At 66.7% G+C, this 17,321-nt stretch carries 14 protein-coding genes; 8 read left to right on the top strand and 6 right to left on the bottom strand.

Annotation, left to right across the window (positions count from 1 at the left end; all coding sequences use genetic code 11):
- Nucleotides 1-59: 59 nt before the first annotated feature.
- Nucleotides 60-1,631, top strand: a complete 1,572-nt coding sequence (locus G6N28_RS17735) for a PucR family transcriptional regulator (RefSeq protein ID WP_163902496.1) — start codon at nucleotides 60-62, stop codon at nucleotides 1,629-1,631.
- Nucleotides 1,632-1,757: 126 nt separating this feature from the next.
- Nucleotides 1,758-2,315, top strand: a complete 558-nt coding sequence (locus G6N28_RS17730) for an MPT63 family protein (protein ID WP_235674615.1) — start codon at nucleotides 1,758-1,760, stop codon at nucleotides 2,313-2,315.
- A gap of 72 nt (nucleotides 2,316-2,387) precedes the next feature.
- Here the strand turns inward: G6N28_RS17730 and dapC are convergent, their stop codons facing one another.
- Nucleotides 2,388-3,476, bottom strand: a complete 1,089-nt coding sequence (gene dapC, locus G6N28_RS17725; protein WP_179962106.1) for a succinyldiaminopimelate transaminase — start codon at nucleotides 3,474-3,476, stop codon at nucleotides 2,388-2,390.
- A 26-nt stretch (nucleotides 3,477-3,502) separates the two neighbouring features.
- Nucleotides 3,503-3,826: a ferredoxin gene (fdxA, locus tag G6N28_RS17720; protein WP_163902491.1), complete on the bottom strand. Its 324-nt coding sequence runs from the start codon at nucleotides 3,824-3,826 to the stop codon at nucleotides 3,503-3,505.
- Between the two features lie 212 nt (nucleotides 3,827-4,038).
- Between fdxA and G6N28_RS17715 the strand changes: the two genes are divergently transcribed.
- The 4 genes from G6N28_RS17715 to G6N28_RS17700 all read left to right on the top strand — a co-directional run bounded on the left by G6N28_RS17715 (nucleotide 4,039) and on the right by G6N28_RS17700 (nucleotide 7,999).
- A complete protein-coding gene (locus tag G6N28_RS17715) occupies nucleotides 4,039-4,593 on the top strand; it encodes a PadR family transcriptional regulator (RefSeq protein WP_163902489.1) in 555 nt (184 codons plus the stop codon).
- The gene (locus G6N28_RS17710) at nucleotides 4,590-6,599 is read left to right on the top strand and encodes an NADPH-dependent 2,4-dienoyl-CoA reductase (RefSeq protein WP_163902487.1); all 2,010 of its coding nucleotides are present in this window, start codon (nucleotides 4,590-4,592) and stop codon (nucleotides 6,597-6,599) included. The genes G6N28_RS17715 and G6N28_RS17710 overlap by 4 nt, the downstream gene beginning before the upstream one ends.
- Nucleotides 6,600-6,683: 84 nt before the next feature.
- Nucleotides 6,684-7,295, top strand: coding sequence for a DUF1353 domain-containing protein (locus G6N28_RS17705; protein ID WP_163902485.1), 612 nt, complete (start codon nucleotides 6,684-6,686; stop codon nucleotides 7,293-7,295).
- Nucleotides 7,296-7,591: 296 nt separating this feature from the next.
- On the top strand, nucleotides 7,592-7,999 hold the full coding sequence (locus tag G6N28_RS17700; protein WP_163902483.1) for a hypothetical protein: 408 nt from the start codon (nucleotides 7,592-7,594) through the stop codon (nucleotides 7,997-7,999).
- A 22-nt stretch (nucleotides 8,000-8,021) separates the two neighbouring features.
- Here the strand turns inward: G6N28_RS17700 and G6N28_RS17695 are convergent, their stop codons facing one another.
- Complete coding sequence (locus G6N28_RS17695; RefSeq protein WP_163902480.1) at nucleotides 8,022-10,601, bottom strand: bifunctional FO biosynthesis protein CofGH; 2,580 nt, start codon at nucleotides 10,599-10,601, stop codon at nucleotides 8,022-8,024.
- Nucleotides 10,602-10,784: 183 nt separating this feature from the next.
- On the opposite strand from G6N28_RS17695, the gene G6N28_RS17690 reads away from it, so the two are divergent.
- Nucleotides 10,785-11,777, top strand: coding sequence for a hypothetical protein (locus G6N28_RS17690; RefSeq protein ID WP_163902478.1), 993 nt, complete (start codon nucleotides 10,785-10,787; stop codon nucleotides 11,775-11,777).
- Here the strand turns inward: G6N28_RS17690 and G6N28_RS17685 are convergent.
- Together G6N28_RS17685 and mshB are read right to left on the bottom strand one after the other, a co-directional pair.
- Complete coding sequence (locus G6N28_RS17685) at nucleotides 11,774-12,202, bottom strand: hypothetical protein (RefSeq protein WP_170307904.1); 429 nt, start codon at nucleotides 12,200-12,202, stop codon at nucleotides 11,774-11,776. The two genes, G6N28_RS17690 and G6N28_RS17685, sit on opposite strands and share 4 nt — an antisense overlap.
- A 107-nt stretch (nucleotides 12,203-12,309) precedes the next feature.
- Complete coding sequence (mshB, locus tag G6N28_RS17680) at nucleotides 12,310-13,185, bottom strand: N-acetyl-1-D-myo-inositol-2-amino-2-deoxy-alpha-D-glucopyranoside deacetylase (RefSeq protein WP_163902474.1); 876 nt, start codon at nucleotides 13,183-13,185, stop codon at nucleotides 12,310-12,312.
- A gap of 515 nt (nucleotides 13,186-13,700) precedes the next feature.
- Here mshB and G6N28_RS17675 point away from each other — a divergent pair.
- A complete protein-coding gene (locus tag G6N28_RS17675; protein ID WP_163902471.1) occupies nucleotides 13,701-15,083 on the top strand; it encodes a hypothetical protein in 1,383 nt (460 codons plus the stop codon).
- A 432-nt stretch (nucleotides 15,084-15,515) separates the two neighbouring features.
- On the opposite strand, the gene G6N28_RS17670 is transcribed toward G6N28_RS17675, so the two are convergent.
- Nucleotides 15,516-16,844 carry a hypothetical protein gene (locus G6N28_RS17670; protein WP_163902469.1) on the bottom strand — a complete coding sequence of 443 codons (1,329 nt, stop codon included), beginning with the start codon at nucleotides 16,842-16,844 and terminating at the stop codon, nucleotides 15,516-15,518.
- Nucleotides 16,845-17,321: the final 477 nt, after the last annotated feature.

Genomic DNA, 17,321 nt, shown 5'->3' with positions numbered 1-17,321 from the left:
GCGGCATGACTTAGCCGATCAGACAAAGACAGCGGGTTGGACTAGTAAGATCACACAATATGAGGGCCGACGGTGTCAGCCTCGGAAAATTGCTGCTCGCGCTGGACGCCACGCTGGTGCAGTTGATCCAGGCGCCGCGCGGCCTGGATCTGCCCGTCGCCTCGGCCGCGCTGATCGATCAGGACGACGTCACGCTGGGACTGGCCGCAGGCGCCGGCGCGGCCGACGTGTTTTTCCTGCTGGGCATGCACGACGCGGACGCCGTGCGCTGGATCGACCGACAGGGCGCGGCGCCGACGGCAATTTTCGTCAAGAACCCGTCCGACGCGCTCATCGCGCGGGCGACGGCCTCGGGCATCGCGGTGGTCGCTGTCGACCCGCGAGCCCGGTGGGAGCGGTTGTACCGCTTGGTCGACCACGTCTTCGAGCACCACGGCAACCGCGCCGACCCCTGGTACGACTCCGGAACCGACCTTTTCGGGCTGGCGCAGTCGACCGCCGACCGGGTGCACGGCATGGTGAGCATCGAGGATGCGCAGTCCCACGTGCTGGCCTACTCCGCATCCAACGAGGAGGCCGACGAACTGCGCCGGCTGTCGATCCTGGGCCGCGCCGGTCCGCCGGAGCATCTCGAATGGCTAAGCCAGTGGGGCATTTTCGACGCGCTGCGCGCCGGCGACGACGTGGTGTCGGTGGCCGCGCGCCCCGAATTGGGCCTGCGGCCGCGGCTGGCGATCGGGATACATCTTCCCGCCGTCGATCAACGCCGGCCGCCGGAGTTCGCGGGCACGATCTGGGTGCAACAAGGCTCCCGGCCACTGTCGGACGATGCCGAGGAAATCTTGCGCGGGGCCGCGGTATTGGCGGCCCGGATCATGTCCCGGCTGGCGGCGCGGCCGTCGACGCATACACGGCGCGTCCAGGAACTGTTGGGGCTGACCGGCGCCGACGTCGACGTCGGCGCTGTTGCACGCGAACTCGACGTCGTCGCCGACGGCCGGGTCGCCGTCATCGGGTTTGACACCGCGTCCCACCACAGCCGGCTCGCCGATGTCCTGGCCTTGAGTGCCAGCGCTTTCCGCAGCGACGCCTTGGTCGCGTCGAACGGCTCACGGGTGTATGTGCTGTTGCCCCAGACCAGTCGCACCACGTCGGTGACCTCCTGGTTGCGGGGAACGATCGCGAGCCTGCATGCCGAGTTGGGGCTTTCGCTGCGAGCCGTGATCGCCGCTCCGGTAGCGGGTTTGGGGGCGGCGGCGCAGGCGCGCGCCGAGATCGACCGTGCCCTGGACAGCGCGGAACGCCATCCGGTGGCGTTCGGAGAGGTGACCTCCGTTGCCGAGGCACGCACCGCCGTGCTGCTCGACGAGATCGTGACGTTGATCAGCGCCGATGACCGCTTGCTCGACCCTCGGGTGCGCGAATTACGGGACCACGACCCCGTTCTCGCCGATACGCTGCATGCTTACCTCGACGGTTTCGGAGATGTCGCCGCCGTGGCCGAGCGGTTGCACGTGCACCCCAACACCGTTCGTTACCGGGTGCGCCGCGCCGAGCAATTGTTGTCGACATCACTTTCGGATCCCGATGCGCGACTGCTGTTGTCACTGAATCTGCGCGCTACCGCTTGACGATGTCGCCAATCGTGGATACTAAGCTTGCGTAGACGGCCGCGAGTGCGGTTGGCGCGGCCGTGTTCTCGTCAGCATCCCTTCGACCGATTTGGAGTACACATGAAAACCAGCATTATGACACCAATGGCAGTCGCGGGTATCGCGGCGCTCGGAATCGCCACGGCGCCAATGGCCGCCGCCGACAGCTATCCGACGACCACCTCGTTCGGCGCGACGCAAGAGCTCGTCGACGCCAACGGCGCCGTCGTAACGGGCTGGACCGTGGGCGAACTGGAGCCCAGCGACGACGTGCTGCCGGGCTACCAGCCGGTAGGCACCCTGTATGAGGCGGACGCGACCGTCACCGCGGTCCGGGGCACGGTCACGCCGATCATCGCCAACTTCAACGCTCGCGCCGCCAGCGGTGAGACCTATCGCGCGGTCTTCACCGTCCCGACCCCCGAGGGCGTCAACCCCGCCACCCTCACCGAGGGCGCATCATCGGAGGGCGAACTGTTCTTCGACGTCACGGGCCCGGCTCCGAACAGCATCGTCTACAACGCCGGCGGCCGGGATCTGTTGATCTGGACCGACGGCGCCGCCGCTCCCGAAGTGATCGTCGAAGAAGAGGTCGTCGCCGAAGAGACCGAAACCGAGACCGAGGTGACCGTCGAAGAGGAGATCACCGAAGAGCAGCAGTAGGCGGTTGCGATTGTGCGGTTTCATACGCGCAGCCCGGCATGTCGCGTATGAAACCGCACTTTCGACTTCGGTTCACACCGAAAGCCGCTGCGCGGCAGCGTTGATCCGCTCGTCGGGCGCGGTCAATGCGACGCGCACATGGTGCGACCCACCCGGGCCGTAGAACTCGCCGGGGGCGACCAGGATTCCGCGCTGCGCGAGCCACGCGAGGGTTTCTCGGCACGGTTCGCCGCGCGTCGCCCACAGATACAGCCCGGCTTCGGAGTTGTCGACGGTGAATCCGGCCGCCCGCAGCGCCGGCAGCAACACGTCGCGGCGCCGCGCATAGCGGGCACGCTGTTGGCGTTCGTGCTCGTCGTCGCTCAGCGCGGCCACCATCGCGGCCTGCACCGGCGTCGGCACCATCATGCCGGCGTGCTTGCGCACCGCCAGCAGCTCGGCGACGACCACCGGGTCTCCCGCCACGAATCCGGCCCGGTAGCCCGCCAGCGACGACGACTTGGACAGCGAGTGCACCGCCAACAGCCCGGTGTGGTCGCCGTCGCACACCGAGGGATGCAGCACCGACAGCGGCTCGGCGTCCCAGCCCAGCCCGAGATAGCACTCGTCGGAAGCGATCAGCACACCGCGCTCGCGGGCCCAGCCGACGACCTTGCGCAGGTGGTCGAGGCCCAGGACCTTGCCGGTCGGGTTGCTCGGCGAGTTGATGTACACCAGGGCAGGCGACTGCGGTCCCAACTGCGTGAGCGAGTCCGCGCGCAGCACCTGCGCTCGGGCCAGACGAGCGCCCACATCGTAAGTGGGATAGGCCAATTCGGGCACCACAACGGTGTCCTGCGGCCCGATCCCCAACAGTGTCGGCAGCCAAGCGATCAGTTCCTTGGTGCCGATCACCGGCAGCACGGCCGCTTCGGACAGCCCGGTGACGCCGTACCGCCGGGCCAGCGCCGCGACGGCCGCTTCCCGCAGCGCCGGGGTGCCCGCCGTCGTCGGATAGCCCGGCGCGGCGCTGGCCGCCGCCAACGCCTCACGGATCACCGGGGCGACCGGATCGATCGGGGTTCCGACCGACAGGTCGACGATGCCGTCGTGGTGCGACCGGGCCTGCGCGGTGACGTCGGCCAGGGTGTCCCACGGGAACACCGGCAGTGACGCCGACACGCGCTCTCGGGGCCGACGAACCGTTATCAGTCCTCGCCTTGGGGCGGCAGATCCTTGACGACCTGTGGGTCGTTCTCGGTCATACCGACCTTGGACGCACCGCCGGGCGAACCCAGCTCAGCGAAGAAGTCAGCGTTGATCTGCGTGTACTCGCTCCACTGTTCAGGCACATCGTCTTCGTAGTAGATGGCCTCAACCGGGCAGACCGGCTCGCACGCGCCGCAGTCGACGCATTCGTCCGGGTGGATGTACAGCATGCGTGCGCCCTCGTAGATGCAGTCGACAGGGCACTCCTCGATACACGCCTTGTCTTTGACGTCGACGCAGGGTTCGGCAATCGTGTACGTCACAGGTTGCTCCTCGATCTCCTGTCCAGCGGGGCTGCTAGTTCTTGGACGGTTGTCTCAGTGTGCCTTATGGCGCGCTCGCCCTCGGCTAAGGGTGGCGCGTGGTTACTGATACTAAACGTTGCACATACAGGCCGCCTAGCGTGCCTCCCTATGCATCTTGATGCAGTGCAACAAGTTGCATATGGCTGGCCGGCGCTCTAGAGTTTCGCGGCGTGGCCCTTCCCCACGCCATCCTCGTGGCCCTGTGCGAACAGGCCGGCTCCGGATATGAGCTCGCCCGCCGCTTCGACCGCTCCATCGGCTACTTCTGGGCCGCATCGCATCAGCAGATCTACCGCACCCTGCGGACCATGGAGGCCGACGGCTGGGTGCATGTGACGCCCGTCGTCCAACAGGGGCGACCGGACAAGAAGGTCTACACGGTGTCCGACGCGGGCCGTGCCGAATTGGCCCGCTGGATCTCCGAGCCGTTGTCCGGGCGGGGCAGCGCCGTGGCCGACAACCGCACCCGCGAGCTCGCGGTGAAGATGCGTGGCGCCGCCTATGGCGATGTGTCTGTACTGCGTGCGCAGGTGTGCGCACTGCGGGCCGAGCGGGCCGACCTCCTCGACACCTACCGGGGTTTCGAGAAGCGGCAGTTCCCCAACCCGGCGAGCCTGCGCGGCAGCGCGCTGCACCAGTACCTGGTGTTGCGCGGCGGCATCCGCGCCGAGGAGAGCGCAATCGAGTGGCTCGATGAAGTGGCCACGGCATTGGAGGCCACGTGAGCTATCCGAAACTGTTGTCGCCGTTGGATCTTGGGTTCACCACCCTACGCAACCGTGTCGTGATGGGATCTATGCACACCGGCCTGGAGGACCGCGCCCGCGACACCGGCCGGCTCGCCGAGTACTTCGCCGAACGCGCCCGCGGCGGCGTCGGCCTGATCATCACCGGCGGGTATGCGCCGAACCGGACCGGCTGGCTGCTTCCGTTCGCCGCGCAGATGCTGTCGTCGTCCGACGCGCGTCGGCACCGCAGGATCACCGGCGCGGTGCACGACGAGGGCGCCAAAATCCTGCTTCAGATCCTGCACGCCGGACGCTATGCCTACCATCCGTTTTCGGTCAGCGCATCGGCGATCAAGGCGCCGATCAACCCGTTTCGGCCGCGGATGCTGCGTGACGTAAATGGCTCCATCGCCGATTTCGTCCGGTGCGCGGTGCTGGCGCGAGACGCCGGCTACGACGGCGTCGAGATCATGGGCAGCGAGGGATATCTGCTCAACCAGTTCCTGGCTCCGCGGACGAACAAACGCACCGACTCCTGGGGCGGCACACCGGAGAACCGCCGCCGCTTTCCCGTGGAGATCGTGCGCCGCACCCGCGCCGCCGTCGGCGACGACTTCATCATCTGCTATCGCATGTCCATGGCCGACTTCGTCGAAGACGGCCAGAGCTGGGACGAAATACTGGCCCTGGCAAGCGAAGTGGAGGCAGCGGGCGCGACGCTCATCAACACCGGCATCGGTTGGCACGAGTCGCGGGTGCCCACCATCGTCACCTCGGTGCCCAACAGCGCGTTCGTCGCCATCAGCAATGCGGTGGCCGAACACGTCAGCATCCCTGTGGTGGCGTCCAACCGGATCAACATGCCGCAGGCCGCCGAGCAGATCCTTGCCGACGGTCACGTCCAGCTGATCTCGATGGCACGCCCGCTGCTGGCCGACCCGGACTGGGTGCGCAAGGCCGCGTCCGGTGTCGCCGACGAGATCAACACGTGCATCTCCTGTAACCAGGCCTGCCTGGATCACGCGTTCGCCCACAAAACCGTGTCGTGCCTGTTGAATCCGCGGGCCGGACACGAGACCACGTTGGTGCTGTCCCCGACGCGGCGGCCCAAACGCATTGCGGTGGTCGGCGCGGGGCCGGCCGGGCTCGCCGCGGCCGTCACCGCGGCGCAACGGGGTCATCGCGTGACGTTGATCGAGGCCAGCGAGACCATCGGCGGCCAGTTCGATCTGGCCCGCAGAATTCCCGGCAAGGAGGAGTTCACCGAGACGATCCGCTACTACACGACGATGCTGGCCAAGCACGACGTCGACGTACGGCTGGGCACCCGCGCCGACGTCGCGGCGCTGCGCGGATACGACGACGTGGTGCTGGCCACCGGTGTGCGACCGCGGATTCCGGACATCGCCGGCATCGACCATCCGAAGGTGCTGCCCTACCCCGAGGTCATCACGGGCGCCCCGGTCGGCAGGACCGTGGCCGTCATCGGCGCCGGCGGCATCGGTTTCGACGTCAGCGAGTTCCTGGTCACCGACCAATCCCCCACCCTGAACCTCAAGGAGTGGAAGGCCGAATGGGGCGTCGTCGACCCGCAAGAGGCGCGCGGCGCGTTGACCACACCGCGGCCCGCCGCGCCGGCTCGCGAGGTGTTCCTGCTGCAGCGCACCAAGGGAGCACAAGGTAAACGGCTCGGTAAGACGACGGGCTGGGTGCACCGGGCCTCGCTGAAAGCCAAAGGAGTGCAACAACTCTCCGGCGTGAACTACGAACGTGTCGACGACGACGGCCTGCATATCAGCTTCGGTCCGCATCGCGCCGGTCCGCGGTTGCTCGAAGTGGACAACGTGGTGATCTGCGCGGGTCAGGAGTCCGTGCGCGAGCTCGAGGACGGGCTGGAACGCCACGGAATCACACCGCACGTCATCGGCGGCGCGGCGCTGGCCGCCGAGCTGGACGCCAAGCGCGCGATCCGGCAGGGCACCGAGTTGGCGGCCCGGCTGTAGGCGGATCTGCGTCTTACCGTTCGCGAACACTCACGAGGGTTACGACGCTCGTCGCGGCGCCTTGGCTTCGGGTATACCTGCAGAATGACGCAGCGCTGTGCCCCGATCGAGAAAGAAGCCGTCGTCCACGTCCGCCAGCTCACCGCCGACGAGCTGGACGCGTTACGCGCGACCAAGAGGGTCTTCAAGGAGAGCGCCTGGGACGAGTGGCGCACCACCCAGCCGCTGAAGTTCGACGGTGTCAACCGGCAATTCGAGGTGTGCGACGACTTCGCCACCGACCTGGTTTCGGTGCCGGGCGTGGTCGCCTGGTTCATTCCGCGCGCGGGCCGTTACGCCCGGGCAGCAGTGCTCCACGACTACCTGTGGCGCTACCCCGATCGCACCGGCTGCGACCGCCGGCAGGCCGACTACCGGTTTCGCCGCCAGATGCAGCGCGACGGCGTCAGCCTGCTGCGGCGCTGGATCATGTGGGCCGCGGTGCGAATGGCGGCGATCGTGCAGGGCAAGGGCGGCGCCGGATGGGGTAAGGACGTGCCCGGCGCGTTGGCGCTGTTGGTGCTCGTCGCCATTCCGGTGGTGTTGCTGCCCGGCATCGCGATCCTGGCGTCGACGTTCGTGTTCTGGGTGCTGGAAGCCGTGGTCGCCCTGGTGGTTCCCGACGAGACCATGCCGCGGATGCAGCTGAAAACCTGACCTCCCTATACGCCGAGCGTGCGGGTCTGCGGCCGACACGCCGAGAAATTCCGCGAGTTTGCGCACGCTCGCGCACCCGCATTCGGCAAACGCCACGCGGTTCGCGCAGCTATTTCCGCCTCGCACAACTTACGCCGAGCCCACACGAATCGAAGCGGCGGCAGCCGGCTGCCGTGGGCTACGAAGAAGAGTTCGCCGCGCACCGAACAGGGCAAAGAAAAAGCCTGACCGTCCAAGCGAATTGGGCTGTTCACCGACTTGACGGCAGACCCCCCGGTCACGATACGAATGGTCGAATGACGAACACACGCAAAGCATTCTTCGCGTTGGCCTGCAGCGCGCTTGCCACCTCATCCGCGATGGCCGCCGCCCCGATCGCCGGTGCCGACGACCCCATCTGGATCGAGCGCAGCTACACCACCGAACTGTCGTGGACCCCGCCGAGTTGCATGGCCGTCGAGGTCGCCGAGGTCAACGGCGGCACCCGCCCGGACCATCAGTGTAACTTCGACGATCCGGCACCCAAGACGTTTCATCACGTCGTGCCCGCCGGCGCGCCCGCGCATGTCGGGGTGAAGCCACACGCGATCTGGGGAACGAACGTGTTCTGCCGTGTCGTGGAGGACGCCACGGGCCGGGTAGTGACCGAGAAGCAGGGCACCGCCGGATCCGGCGACGACGTGAACTGCCTGGCCGTGCATTGAGGCCGCCGCGGCCGCGAAACCCCTAGGCCGCCAGCGGCTTGTAGGTCGTGGAGCGCTGCCGCGCGGGGCGCCCGATCCCCGCGGCGATCGCCGTGAGCTCTTCGACGGTCTTGGCCGAACCGAACTCCGAGCCGGCCATCCTCGAGATCGTCTCCTCCATCAGCGTTCCACCGAGGTCGTTCGCCCCGCCGCGCAGCATGACCTGTGTCCGCTCGGTGCCCAGCTTGACCCAGCTGGTCTGGATGTTGGATATCCTGCCGTGCAGCATGATTCGCGCGAGCGCATGGACAGCTCGGTTGTCGCGGTGCGTGGGCCCCGGCCGTGCGCCGCCGGCCAGGTACAGCGGCGAGCTCTGGTGCACAAACGGGAGCGGCACGAACTCCGTGAATCCCCCTGTGCGGTCCTGGATCTCACGCAGTATCCGCAGATGCCCGACCCAGTGCCGTGGGCTGTCAACGTGCCCGTACATCATCGTCGAGCTTGACTGCAGGCCGACTTCGTGTGCGGTGGTGACGATCTCGACCCACATCGACGTCGGCAGCTTGCCCTTGGTCAGGACCCAGCGCACCTCGTCGTCGAGGATCTCGGCCGCGGTTCCCGGGATGCTCCCCAAACCGGCCTCCCGCAGCGCGGTCAGCCACTCGCGTATCGAAAGCCCGCTCTTGGTCACGCCGTTGGCGATCTCCATCGGGGAGAACGCATGCACGTGGATCGACGGCACCCGGGCCTTGACGGCGCGCACCAGGTCGGCGTAGCCCGTCACCGGTAGTTCGGGGTCGATCCCGCCCTGCATGCAGACCTCGGTGGCCCCGGCCACGTGCGCCTCCCACGCCCGGTCGGCGACCTCCTCGACGGACAGCGAGTACGCGTCGGCGTCACCCTTGCGTTGGGCGAACGCGCAGAACCGGCATCCGGTGTAGCAGATGTTGGTGAAGTTGATGTTGCGGTTGACGACGTACGTGACGTCGTCGCCGACGGTGTCGCGCCGAAGCGAATCTGCCAGGGCGGCAACGGCATCCAGTGCGGGCCCGTCGGCCATGGCGAGCGCCAGGTAGTCGTCGTCGGTGAGGCCTGCCGGATCCCGCTCGGCCGAGCGCAGCGCGGCCAGCACGTCGGTGTCGATGCGCTCAGGTGCGCGGGCGGCGAGTTCGTTCACCTTCTCCCGGATCGACTCCCAGTCACCGAACGCGCTGCCCAAGTCGCTGCGGGTGTCGGTCAGCCGGCCGGTGCTGTCGATCGCCGAATGGAGATCGGTGCGGCCCAATGACTCCCATGCCTCGTCGGGCTCCTGCCACGGCCGCCCGGTTGGATTGATGTCCAACGCCAGCCCGGTGTCGGGGTCGGCGAGCGCGTCGACGTGCCCACGCACCCGTGGGTCGATCCACGCCGCGCCCGCCTGCACGTACTGCGGTTGCGCGGTGAGCCGCTGCACCAGGTCGTAGCCGGCCTCGGCGGTGACGGCGGCCAACTCGTCCAAGCCCGGCCACGGCCGTTCCGGGTTGACGTGATCGGGTGTCACCGGCGATACCCCACCCCAGTCGTCGACACCGGCGCCGACCAACGCCAGACACTCCGTGCGCGACACCAGGTTCGGTGGGGCCTGCACGCGCATCTTGGGCCCCATCACCAGGCGGGTGACCGCCACCGTCGCGATGAAGTCCTCGAAGGCGGCATCCGGTGACGACGCCATCGCGGTGTGGTCCTTGGCGCGGAAGTTCTGCACGATGACTTCCTGCACGTGCCCGAACTCCTTGTGCACGCGGCGAATCGCGTGGATGGTCTCGGAGCGCTCGGTCAGGTTCTCCCCAATGCCGACGAGCAGCCCGGTGGTGAACGGGATGGACAGTCGACCCGCATCGGCCAGCGTGCGCAGCCGAACCTCGGGGTCCTTGTCCGGGCTGCCGTAGTGCGCCATTCCCTTGGTCTCGAACAGTCGCCGCGACGTGGTCTCCAGCATCATGCCCATCGACGGGGCCACCGGCTTGAGCCGGGACAGCTCCGACCAGCTCATCACGCCGGGGTTCAGGTGTGGCAGCAGGCCGGTCTCCTCCAGCACCCGGATCGCCATGGCCCGCACGTAGTCCAGCGTCGAGTCGTAGCCGCGCTCGTCGAGCCACTGCCGAGCCTCGTCCCAGCGCGCCTCCGGACGGTCACCGAGGGTGAACAACGCTTCCTTGCAACCCAATTCGGCGCCTTGGCGTGCCACGTCGAGGATCGCGTCGGGTTCCATGTACATGCCCATGCCTGCGGCGCGCAGCTTGCCGGGCACGGTGACGAAGGTGCAGTAGTGGCAGGTGTCTCGGCACAGGTGCGTGACGGGGATGAACACCTTGGGCGAATACGTCACCGGCAGACGCCCGTTGGGCCCGCGTCGACCAGCGGCTTCGAGGCCCGCGTCACGAACCCGGGCAGCACTGGCGCACAGGTCCGCGAGATCCTCGCCGCGGGCAGTCATGGCGATCGCGGCTTCCTCGACGTTGAGCGCCACGCCGTCGCGGGCGCGGCGCAACACCCGGCGCAGGGCCGTGGCACTCGGCACGTCGGGGTTCGGTGGGACCACCGGATCGGGCAGGTCGGTGCCGCGCTGAGGGTTCAGAGCCACTCTCGTGTAACTCCGGCGTCGGTCCGGATCATCCGCGTGTCTCACATCGTGAAACGCCTACGCCTGACATACCGGCCACAGTAGTCCCACCAGTTCGCCGTGCCGCGCACCCCGTCCTGCGCAATAATCCCGCTACATTTACAGCAACGTCAGTTGACGTGCCGACGCACCTTAGGAGCTCGCATGGCCGTATCCGTCAGGTCTGTCCTGATGTCGGGGGTCTCCGTCATCGGAGCCACCGCCATCGCGGTTGCTCCCGTACACGCGCCGCCACCCGAGACCACCGCCCACACCGCCGGTCCGGTTCGCGCGGTGTCCGATCAGTTCGTCCAATTGCTGGCCGCGGCCCAACCGGTGCCCGCCCCCACGGAACCCGTCGCGCTCAGCGCCGCCAGCGACGCCATCCTCGAGGCGTGGTACCGGGCGCTGCCCTGGCTGGACTACTGGGTGGATCTCGCTGCGTACCTGGTCGATTTCATCCCGTTCGGCTTCGGCTTCGAAATCGCCGATCAGATCTACATGGTCTACTACACGCTGACTCGGCCGATCGCCAACAGCTTCGTCGTGGATCTCGTCGCCCCGGTGGTCAACGACCCGTTCAACCTCGACACCTGGATCACCGGTGTGCAGTCGGTGACCTCGACGACGGTGATGTCGGTGCGGGACTTCGCGGTCGCCGAGTTCTGGTACTTCTTCGGGTGGCTCATCCCGCCCCTTCCGCCGATTCCACCGCTGCAAACGGCGGTCGAGGCTCCCGCGACGGAAGCGATGGCGCAGACGGCCGCAGCAACCGAGGACGAGACGACGGTCTCTGAAGGCACCGCAGGCACTGACACCACCGAAGAGACGGCGGTCGAGGGCACTGACACCACCGAAGAGACCGAGGAAACCACCGAGACCGTCGAGGGCGAAGAGACCCCCGAACTCGACGAGACCGACGAGACCGACGAGCTCGCAGAGATCGAGCCGACGACGTCCACGACCGGAACGGTGGCCGCCCAAGGCGAGGTCCGCGGTTCGGACGTCGACGCCACCGACGACGAGGCGACCGACGACACCGACGACACCTCGGTGGGCGACAACGGCGCCGAAGCCGGCGGCGCTGCTGGGGATACGCCAAGCGACGACGCCGATGCCGGAGACACCGGCGACGGCGGGGATGGCGGCCAGGCTTAGGGCCGCATATGTCGCCGCAGCACGAGGGCGGGCGGTAGCGCACCGAGCACCAGGAGCAGCAACACCGCGTATGCCATCACGCCGGCGCCGCCGAAGATGATGTCGTCGCCGGGCCCGCCCAGGGTCATCACGGCGATCGTGCCCAGCCAGGTCCACAGCGGCAGCGCGGCGACCCGGGGCGAGGACGTCCACGGCAGCGCGGCCCAGACCAACGCCGCGTTGACCACGCCGGCGATGACCGCGCTGACGGGGAACGGAATCGAACCGATGCGCATGGGCAGGAAGAACGCCGCGGCGATCGCGCAGAGCACGCCGTCGAGCGCGAGCAATGTCAGAACCACCCCGCGCAGAGCGCCGGTGGTGGCGGCCGGTGGGGTCAGGTCGGGATGCTGTCGAGCAGCGACACCATGGAACCGATCACCCATTGGAAGTTGTCGAACCGGTCCTGCCAGTGCTGCAGGTTGGGATCGAGGTCCTGGTCCATGTGTCGTCCCTTCCACGCGCGGCCGATGTCGGCAGCTTACCGTCTCGGCTATCGGAGGTTGAGTCCCGCGAGCAGATCGGTTTCCCAGCCGCGGGCGTCACGCTCGCCCGCGGTACCGGCGGCGAGGATGTAGTGCTCGATCGCGCCGATCGGCAGTGCGATGTTGTTGGACAGCGCGAAGGACCGCCCGTCGGGGGCGACGGTGACCTGTGTGGCATGCGCACGCAGCGCCGCGACCTTGGCAGGCAGCTGCTCCTCCACGTCGATGACCGCGTCGATCCCCTCATCGGGGTAACCGAAGCCCATGTCGTCGGCGGAGACCCGGATCCAGTCAGACGGCACGTCGCCCATCGCGCTTAAGCCCTCGGCCATGGCGGATTTGGCGAAGACCGACCAGTAGACCTTCGACACGCTCCACGGCTCGCCCGGGTAGTCGGGGCCGGCCGCGGCGGCGACGGCGGCCATGGTCACCTCGTGGGTGTGGATGTGGTCGGGGTGGCCGTAGCCGCCCTGGGGGTCATAGGTGACGACGACGTGCGGGCGCAGTTCACGGACGTGGGCGACCAGCGCGCCGACGGCCTCGTGCGGATCGGCGTCGATGAACCGCTGCCTGTGCCGCGGGGGCGTACCGGGCATGCCGGAGTCACGCCACCGGCCCGCGCCGCCGAGATAGATCGGCTCGTTGAGGCCGAGCGCGCGCAGCGCGGCGGTCAACTCGGCCACTCGAAAGCCGCCGAGCTGATCGGCTTCGTCGACGGCAAGCTGTGCCCACCGCTCGCCGATCACCTCGCCCTCCTCGCCCAACGTGCACGTGACGACCCGCACCTGGGCTCCGCGCGCGACGTAGTGGGCGATCGTCGCGCCGGTGGCGATGGTCTCGTCGTCGGGGTGAGCGTGGACAAACAACAACCGCGGGGTTTCCATTCGCACCACTTTGCCCGCTGAGCGACATCGATTCACCCGTAGTCACGACCCATCGCGGAGTTCCGCCTGGGCGCCGCCCCGCAGCGATGCACCGAAACAATTCGCTGGAGCCTCCGGGCTCTAGCACGGCACCATCGTCACCACGTTGGCTGTGAACTAGCTCGGATAGACATGTCTCGTTAGCACTAACGACCGAGACGGATAGTCCACCCGGAGCTTTCGACATTGTTCACCACGGCCGGGTGCGACGAAAGCAAAGGCCGACTCGCCAGATCTGCGCTTTGCCTGTTAGGCCAGCAGTCGCCTAGCCGGAGAAGCGCGGTCCAACTTTGCCGGATCAGACCCGACCATTAGCCACGCACATTCAGCGCAGAACACCTACTTGAAGGGCTGATTTCTGCTTTGTGACGAAATGACTAACTTCACGCCGGCGGCGCCCCGAGAGGCGGTCGAGAGGGCATGCACCAACACCAAGTAATTCGCCCACGACCTCCAAACGAACGTGTCAGTTACCTATGTTCAAGCAGAACCGTCGAAAGTTCATCAACAAACTCCGCGTGTTTTTCCTATTAGCCACTTACGAACGAGTAAATTTTGCTGTACCTGAGACCGTGTCTAGCAAGGAGCACATCATGCAAGTTGCCACGAAGCCACTTCTGACGACGGGGGTCGCGCTCCTCGGCGCCGGCGCCATCGCCGTCGCACCCATTCAAGTCGCACCGCCCGACGTCAAAGTTGCGACGCCCCCGGCGGCATCGACCGCGGTGAACCTTATGGCTGATCCCGTCGAGTTCTACACACAACTCTTCGAACGATCGATCGACAACGTCGGGACTCTGGCCGAGATGTACCTGGATAACCCGACGCCGGTCCTTCTGCAGATCCTCACCAACCAACAGGAAAACGCCGAGCGTTTTGTCGAGGCCCTGATTACGGCGGGCGATGAGTACTTGATCTTGCTGACCCAGGCGATACCGACACTGCTCCAGACGGTGCTCGATGACCTCGCCCAGGGTGATGTCGCGGTTGCAGTCAACCGCTTGTTGGGCGTGCCCTTGCTGCTCACAGAGCCATTCCTCGCCGTTGTCGGCGCCGGGTTGGCACCGCTCGCGATCGCCTCGAACAATCTGAACAACGTCGTCCAGCTCGCCCTAAGTCAGTTGACCAGCGCTAGGAGCCTCCTTTCAACGTTCGGCCCCTTCCTCAGCACGGCGAGCGCGGTAGGGGTCGCGATCCAGGGCGTCATCGATGGGGCGGGAAGCGGCGATCCGACGGAGATCGTCAACGCTCTGATCAACGCGCCGGGCGTGGTGGCCGACGGCTTTTTGAATGGGGGCTACCTCCCCGAGACGCCCGGGCTCCTCACGCCTCCCGGCCTCTTGCTGGCACCACCACCCGGACCCATTGGCTATTTCCTCGCGCTGCGTGAGGCCATCGCCGACGCCATCAGCCCGACGATCATGGCGACGGCGAACGCATCGGAGCCTGAGGCCCCCGCCGCCGCCGACGATACCGGCGCGAACGAAGGCCTGACGGCCGCAGATTCACTGGTCAATGAGGGCGCCAAGTTCGCCAGCGTCGACGCCGGTCTTGCGGACGATACGTCCTCTGATGATGGCGTCGCCGCGTCGCCAGAATCCGAGGGCGAGGAGGAACGCGGGGACGCCACCAAGACTGCGAATGGCGGTGACAAGCTGACCAACGGCAACAAGGTGACGCCGGCCGGCGCCGAGAACGCCGGTTCGATCACGTCGGACTCTGCGCCCACCGACGAGGCGAGCGCCGATCTGGACGAAACCGCGGTCGACACCGACCCATCAGAACCGACTGACGGCGGCGAGGGCGGCGACTCCGGTCCCGGTTCCGGCGGCGACGACGGATCGGGCGGAGGCGAGTAACCGCATCCCGTAGCAGACAGGTAGGGGCCCTTTCCTTTTGAAGCTTGGGGCCCCTACTTTTCGGTGTTCCGGCGGCGCGTAGCGCACCGCTGGCCGTGCACGGATCGTCGATGAATACCCTGGCTTCACCCGCTGGCTTTGGACGACGCGCGATATGGCTATGTAGCCGTCAGCGATGCCGTGTGCTTGAAGCGTGGGCTTAGCAGCCTTTTACTCGAGGACTTGAACTTTGCTGTTGAAGCTGACGTTTCGAGTGTGACCAATCAAGAAGGCCGCAGCGTAGTGCCGACTTTCCCTTTGCGGCATCAACCTCCCTGCAAACGCTCAGCCGAGCATCACAGCTGTCGGGGGCTACACAGCCCACCCGATCAGGTCACAGCAATCGGTCCCCCTCCTGTCACCAGGAGGGGGACCGATCTGTTCCTGTCGTGGTTACTCGTCGCCGCCGGATCCGCCGGACTCCGAGCCGCCAGCGTCACCGTCGTTTTCCGAGCCGCCGTCGTCACCGGAGCCGCCGGCAGTGTTCGCCGGCGTGTTGGCTGTCTCCGATTCGCCGCCGTCGTCGCCGCCGGTACCCAGACCCGTCTGGCCGGGAACGGCCACCAGGCTCTCGCGGATCTGTCCGCTGCCGGCGTTCTCGTCTTCGTCCGCGTCTTCCTCGGAGCCATCGACGTCCGAGTCGTCCACGGGCGCCTCTTCCTCGGGCGCCTCTTCCTCGGGCGCCTCTGCCTCGGGCGCCTCGCCTTCCTGCTCTTCGGCGCCGGCTACTCCGGACTCGTCGGTGCCGCCGGTGTTGGCCAGCGAGGTCACCCCGCTCTCGGCTTCACCCGAGGATGCACCGACGGCCTCTGGGGCCTTCTCTTCGACCTCGGTACTGAGGGTGACGTCCGTCGCCGCGGCCAGCGCCGACGGGTATTGCACATCAGGCGGCGTGTAAGGGAACGAGATCGGCTTCAACGCGTCCGCGATCGAGGTTCTGAAGCCCAACAACGACGCGACGATCCCGCCGTTGAAACCGAATGCGTTGTGCGGAGTCAACAGGCCCGCGAAATCGCCGAAGCCGTTGAGAATGGTGTCGGTCATGACGATCGGGGCGCTGACCAACGCCCCGACAGCGCCAACGAGGTCGCCCGCGCGGACGGCATCGTAGGCAGTTTGAAGGATATCGGCCCCGCCGTTGATCGACCCCATGACCGGATAGATGACCGGCAACAGCACTTGGAAGATAAATTCGCCGTTCACAGCCGCGGCCACGTTGGCGATGTTCTGCGTGATGTTCGACGCGAAGTTCAGCGGCGGTACTAACAGGGCGGCCAGCGGAAGTGCAGAGAAGACCAGAGTCTGGCTCAGCGTCTGTCCCGCGCCGGTGATATCACCCTCACCCAGCTGCGTGACGATCGTTTGGGCGGCTTGTTGGATGAGTTGGGCGATGTCGGGAAGCAACCCCCCGACTTCTTGAGCCAAATCGACGAAATATTGAAGGGCATGGCCCTGGTTGATGACCAACTGCGCCAGGATGGGCGCCGGATCTGCGGCGACCTGCTGCACGAGCCCGTTAAGACTGTTTCCGGTGTTCCCGAAGAGATCGCCCAACGCGGCCAGTGGGTTGGTGGCCGAGGCGAGTTGCATCGCTGAACTCACGCTCGGCGTTGCGCCAACCTTGATGTCTGGCACCGGCGGCGCCACCGGGCTGACGGCGATCACGCTGGCTCCAACCAAAGCCACCCCTGCGGTGAGATAGGGGCGAATGGCTCCCTGCATGGCTTCTCCTTTTACGTAGACGACGACTGTGTCAAGCACACGTTACCGCAGAGTCAGTTAACTGTTAACGCTTTGGTAAAAATTTCCTCTCGGAATTATCTCGAGCCGTCTTGGCGGGGTGGGGGCACCTCACCGGTCGCTTTTGCCCTCGCTATGCGCAGGTACGGACCGCCTTGCCGAATCATCCGGTGAACCTGCCCGCCTCCAGGCCTCGTGGCTCAAGTCGCCCTCTGCTCCGTAGGCCCCGCCGAGGTCGTTCGCTAGCAAATGCTCTGAGACGGGATCGTCCGGATGCGGCTTAAAATTTCGCCGCTCTTCCGTTGCCTTTACAAAATCTTGAATCCATAATCCGTTCCTGAGCAAAGGACTGCGTGCGCCGATCTCTGCGTGCGGAGAATGCTCGTTGCCCACCACGCAAGCCCCCAGTGTCGGGAGAATCCCGCCCCCTGCAGCCGCGTATCAGACCGCGGTGTGGTG

The sequence above is a fragment of the Mycolicibacterium pulveris genome (genome assembly GCF_010725725.1).
Classification (GTDB): Bacteria; Actinomycetota; Actinomycetes; order Mycobacteriales; family Mycobacteriaceae; genus Mycobacterium; species Mycobacterium pulveris.
This window is presented reverse-complemented; position numbering and strand designations above follow the sequence as displayed.

Coding starts and splice junctions, on each gene's coding strand:
- G6N28_RS17735 (WP_163902496.1), top strand. CDS start 60: ATGAGGGCCGACGGTGTCAGCCTCGGAAAATTGCTGCTCGCGCTGGAC.
- G6N28_RS17730 (WP_235674615.1), top strand. CDS start 1,758: ATGGCAGTCGCGGGTATCGCGGCGCTCGGAATCGCCACGGCGCCAATG.
- G6N28_RS17705 (WP_163902485.1), top strand. CDS start 6,684: ATGACGCAGCGCTGTGCCCCGATCGAGAAAGAAGCCGTCGTCCACGTC.
- G6N28_RS17700 (WP_163902483.1), top strand. CDS start 7,592: ATGACGAACACACGCAAAGCATTCTTCGCGTTGGCCTGCAGCGCGCTT.
- G6N28_RS17690 (WP_163902478.1), top strand. CDS start 10,785: ATGGCCGTATCCGTCAGGTCTGTCCTGATGTCGGGGGTCTCCGTCATC.
- G6N28_RS17685 (WP_170307904.1), bottom strand. CDS start 12,202: ATGGGTGATCGGTTCCATGGTGTCGCTGCTCGACAGCATCCCGACCTG.
- mshB (WP_163902474.1), bottom strand. CDS start 13,185: ATGGAAACCCCGCGGTTGTTGTTTGTCCACGCTCACCCCGACGACGAG.
- G6N28_RS17675 (WP_163902471.1), top strand. CDS start 13,701: ATGTTCAAGCAGAACCGTCGAAAGTTCATCAACAAACTCCGCGTGTTT.
- G6N28_RS17670 (WP_163902469.1), bottom strand. CDS start 16,844: ATGCAGGGAGCCATTCGCCCCTATCTCACCGCAGGGGTGGCTTTGGTT.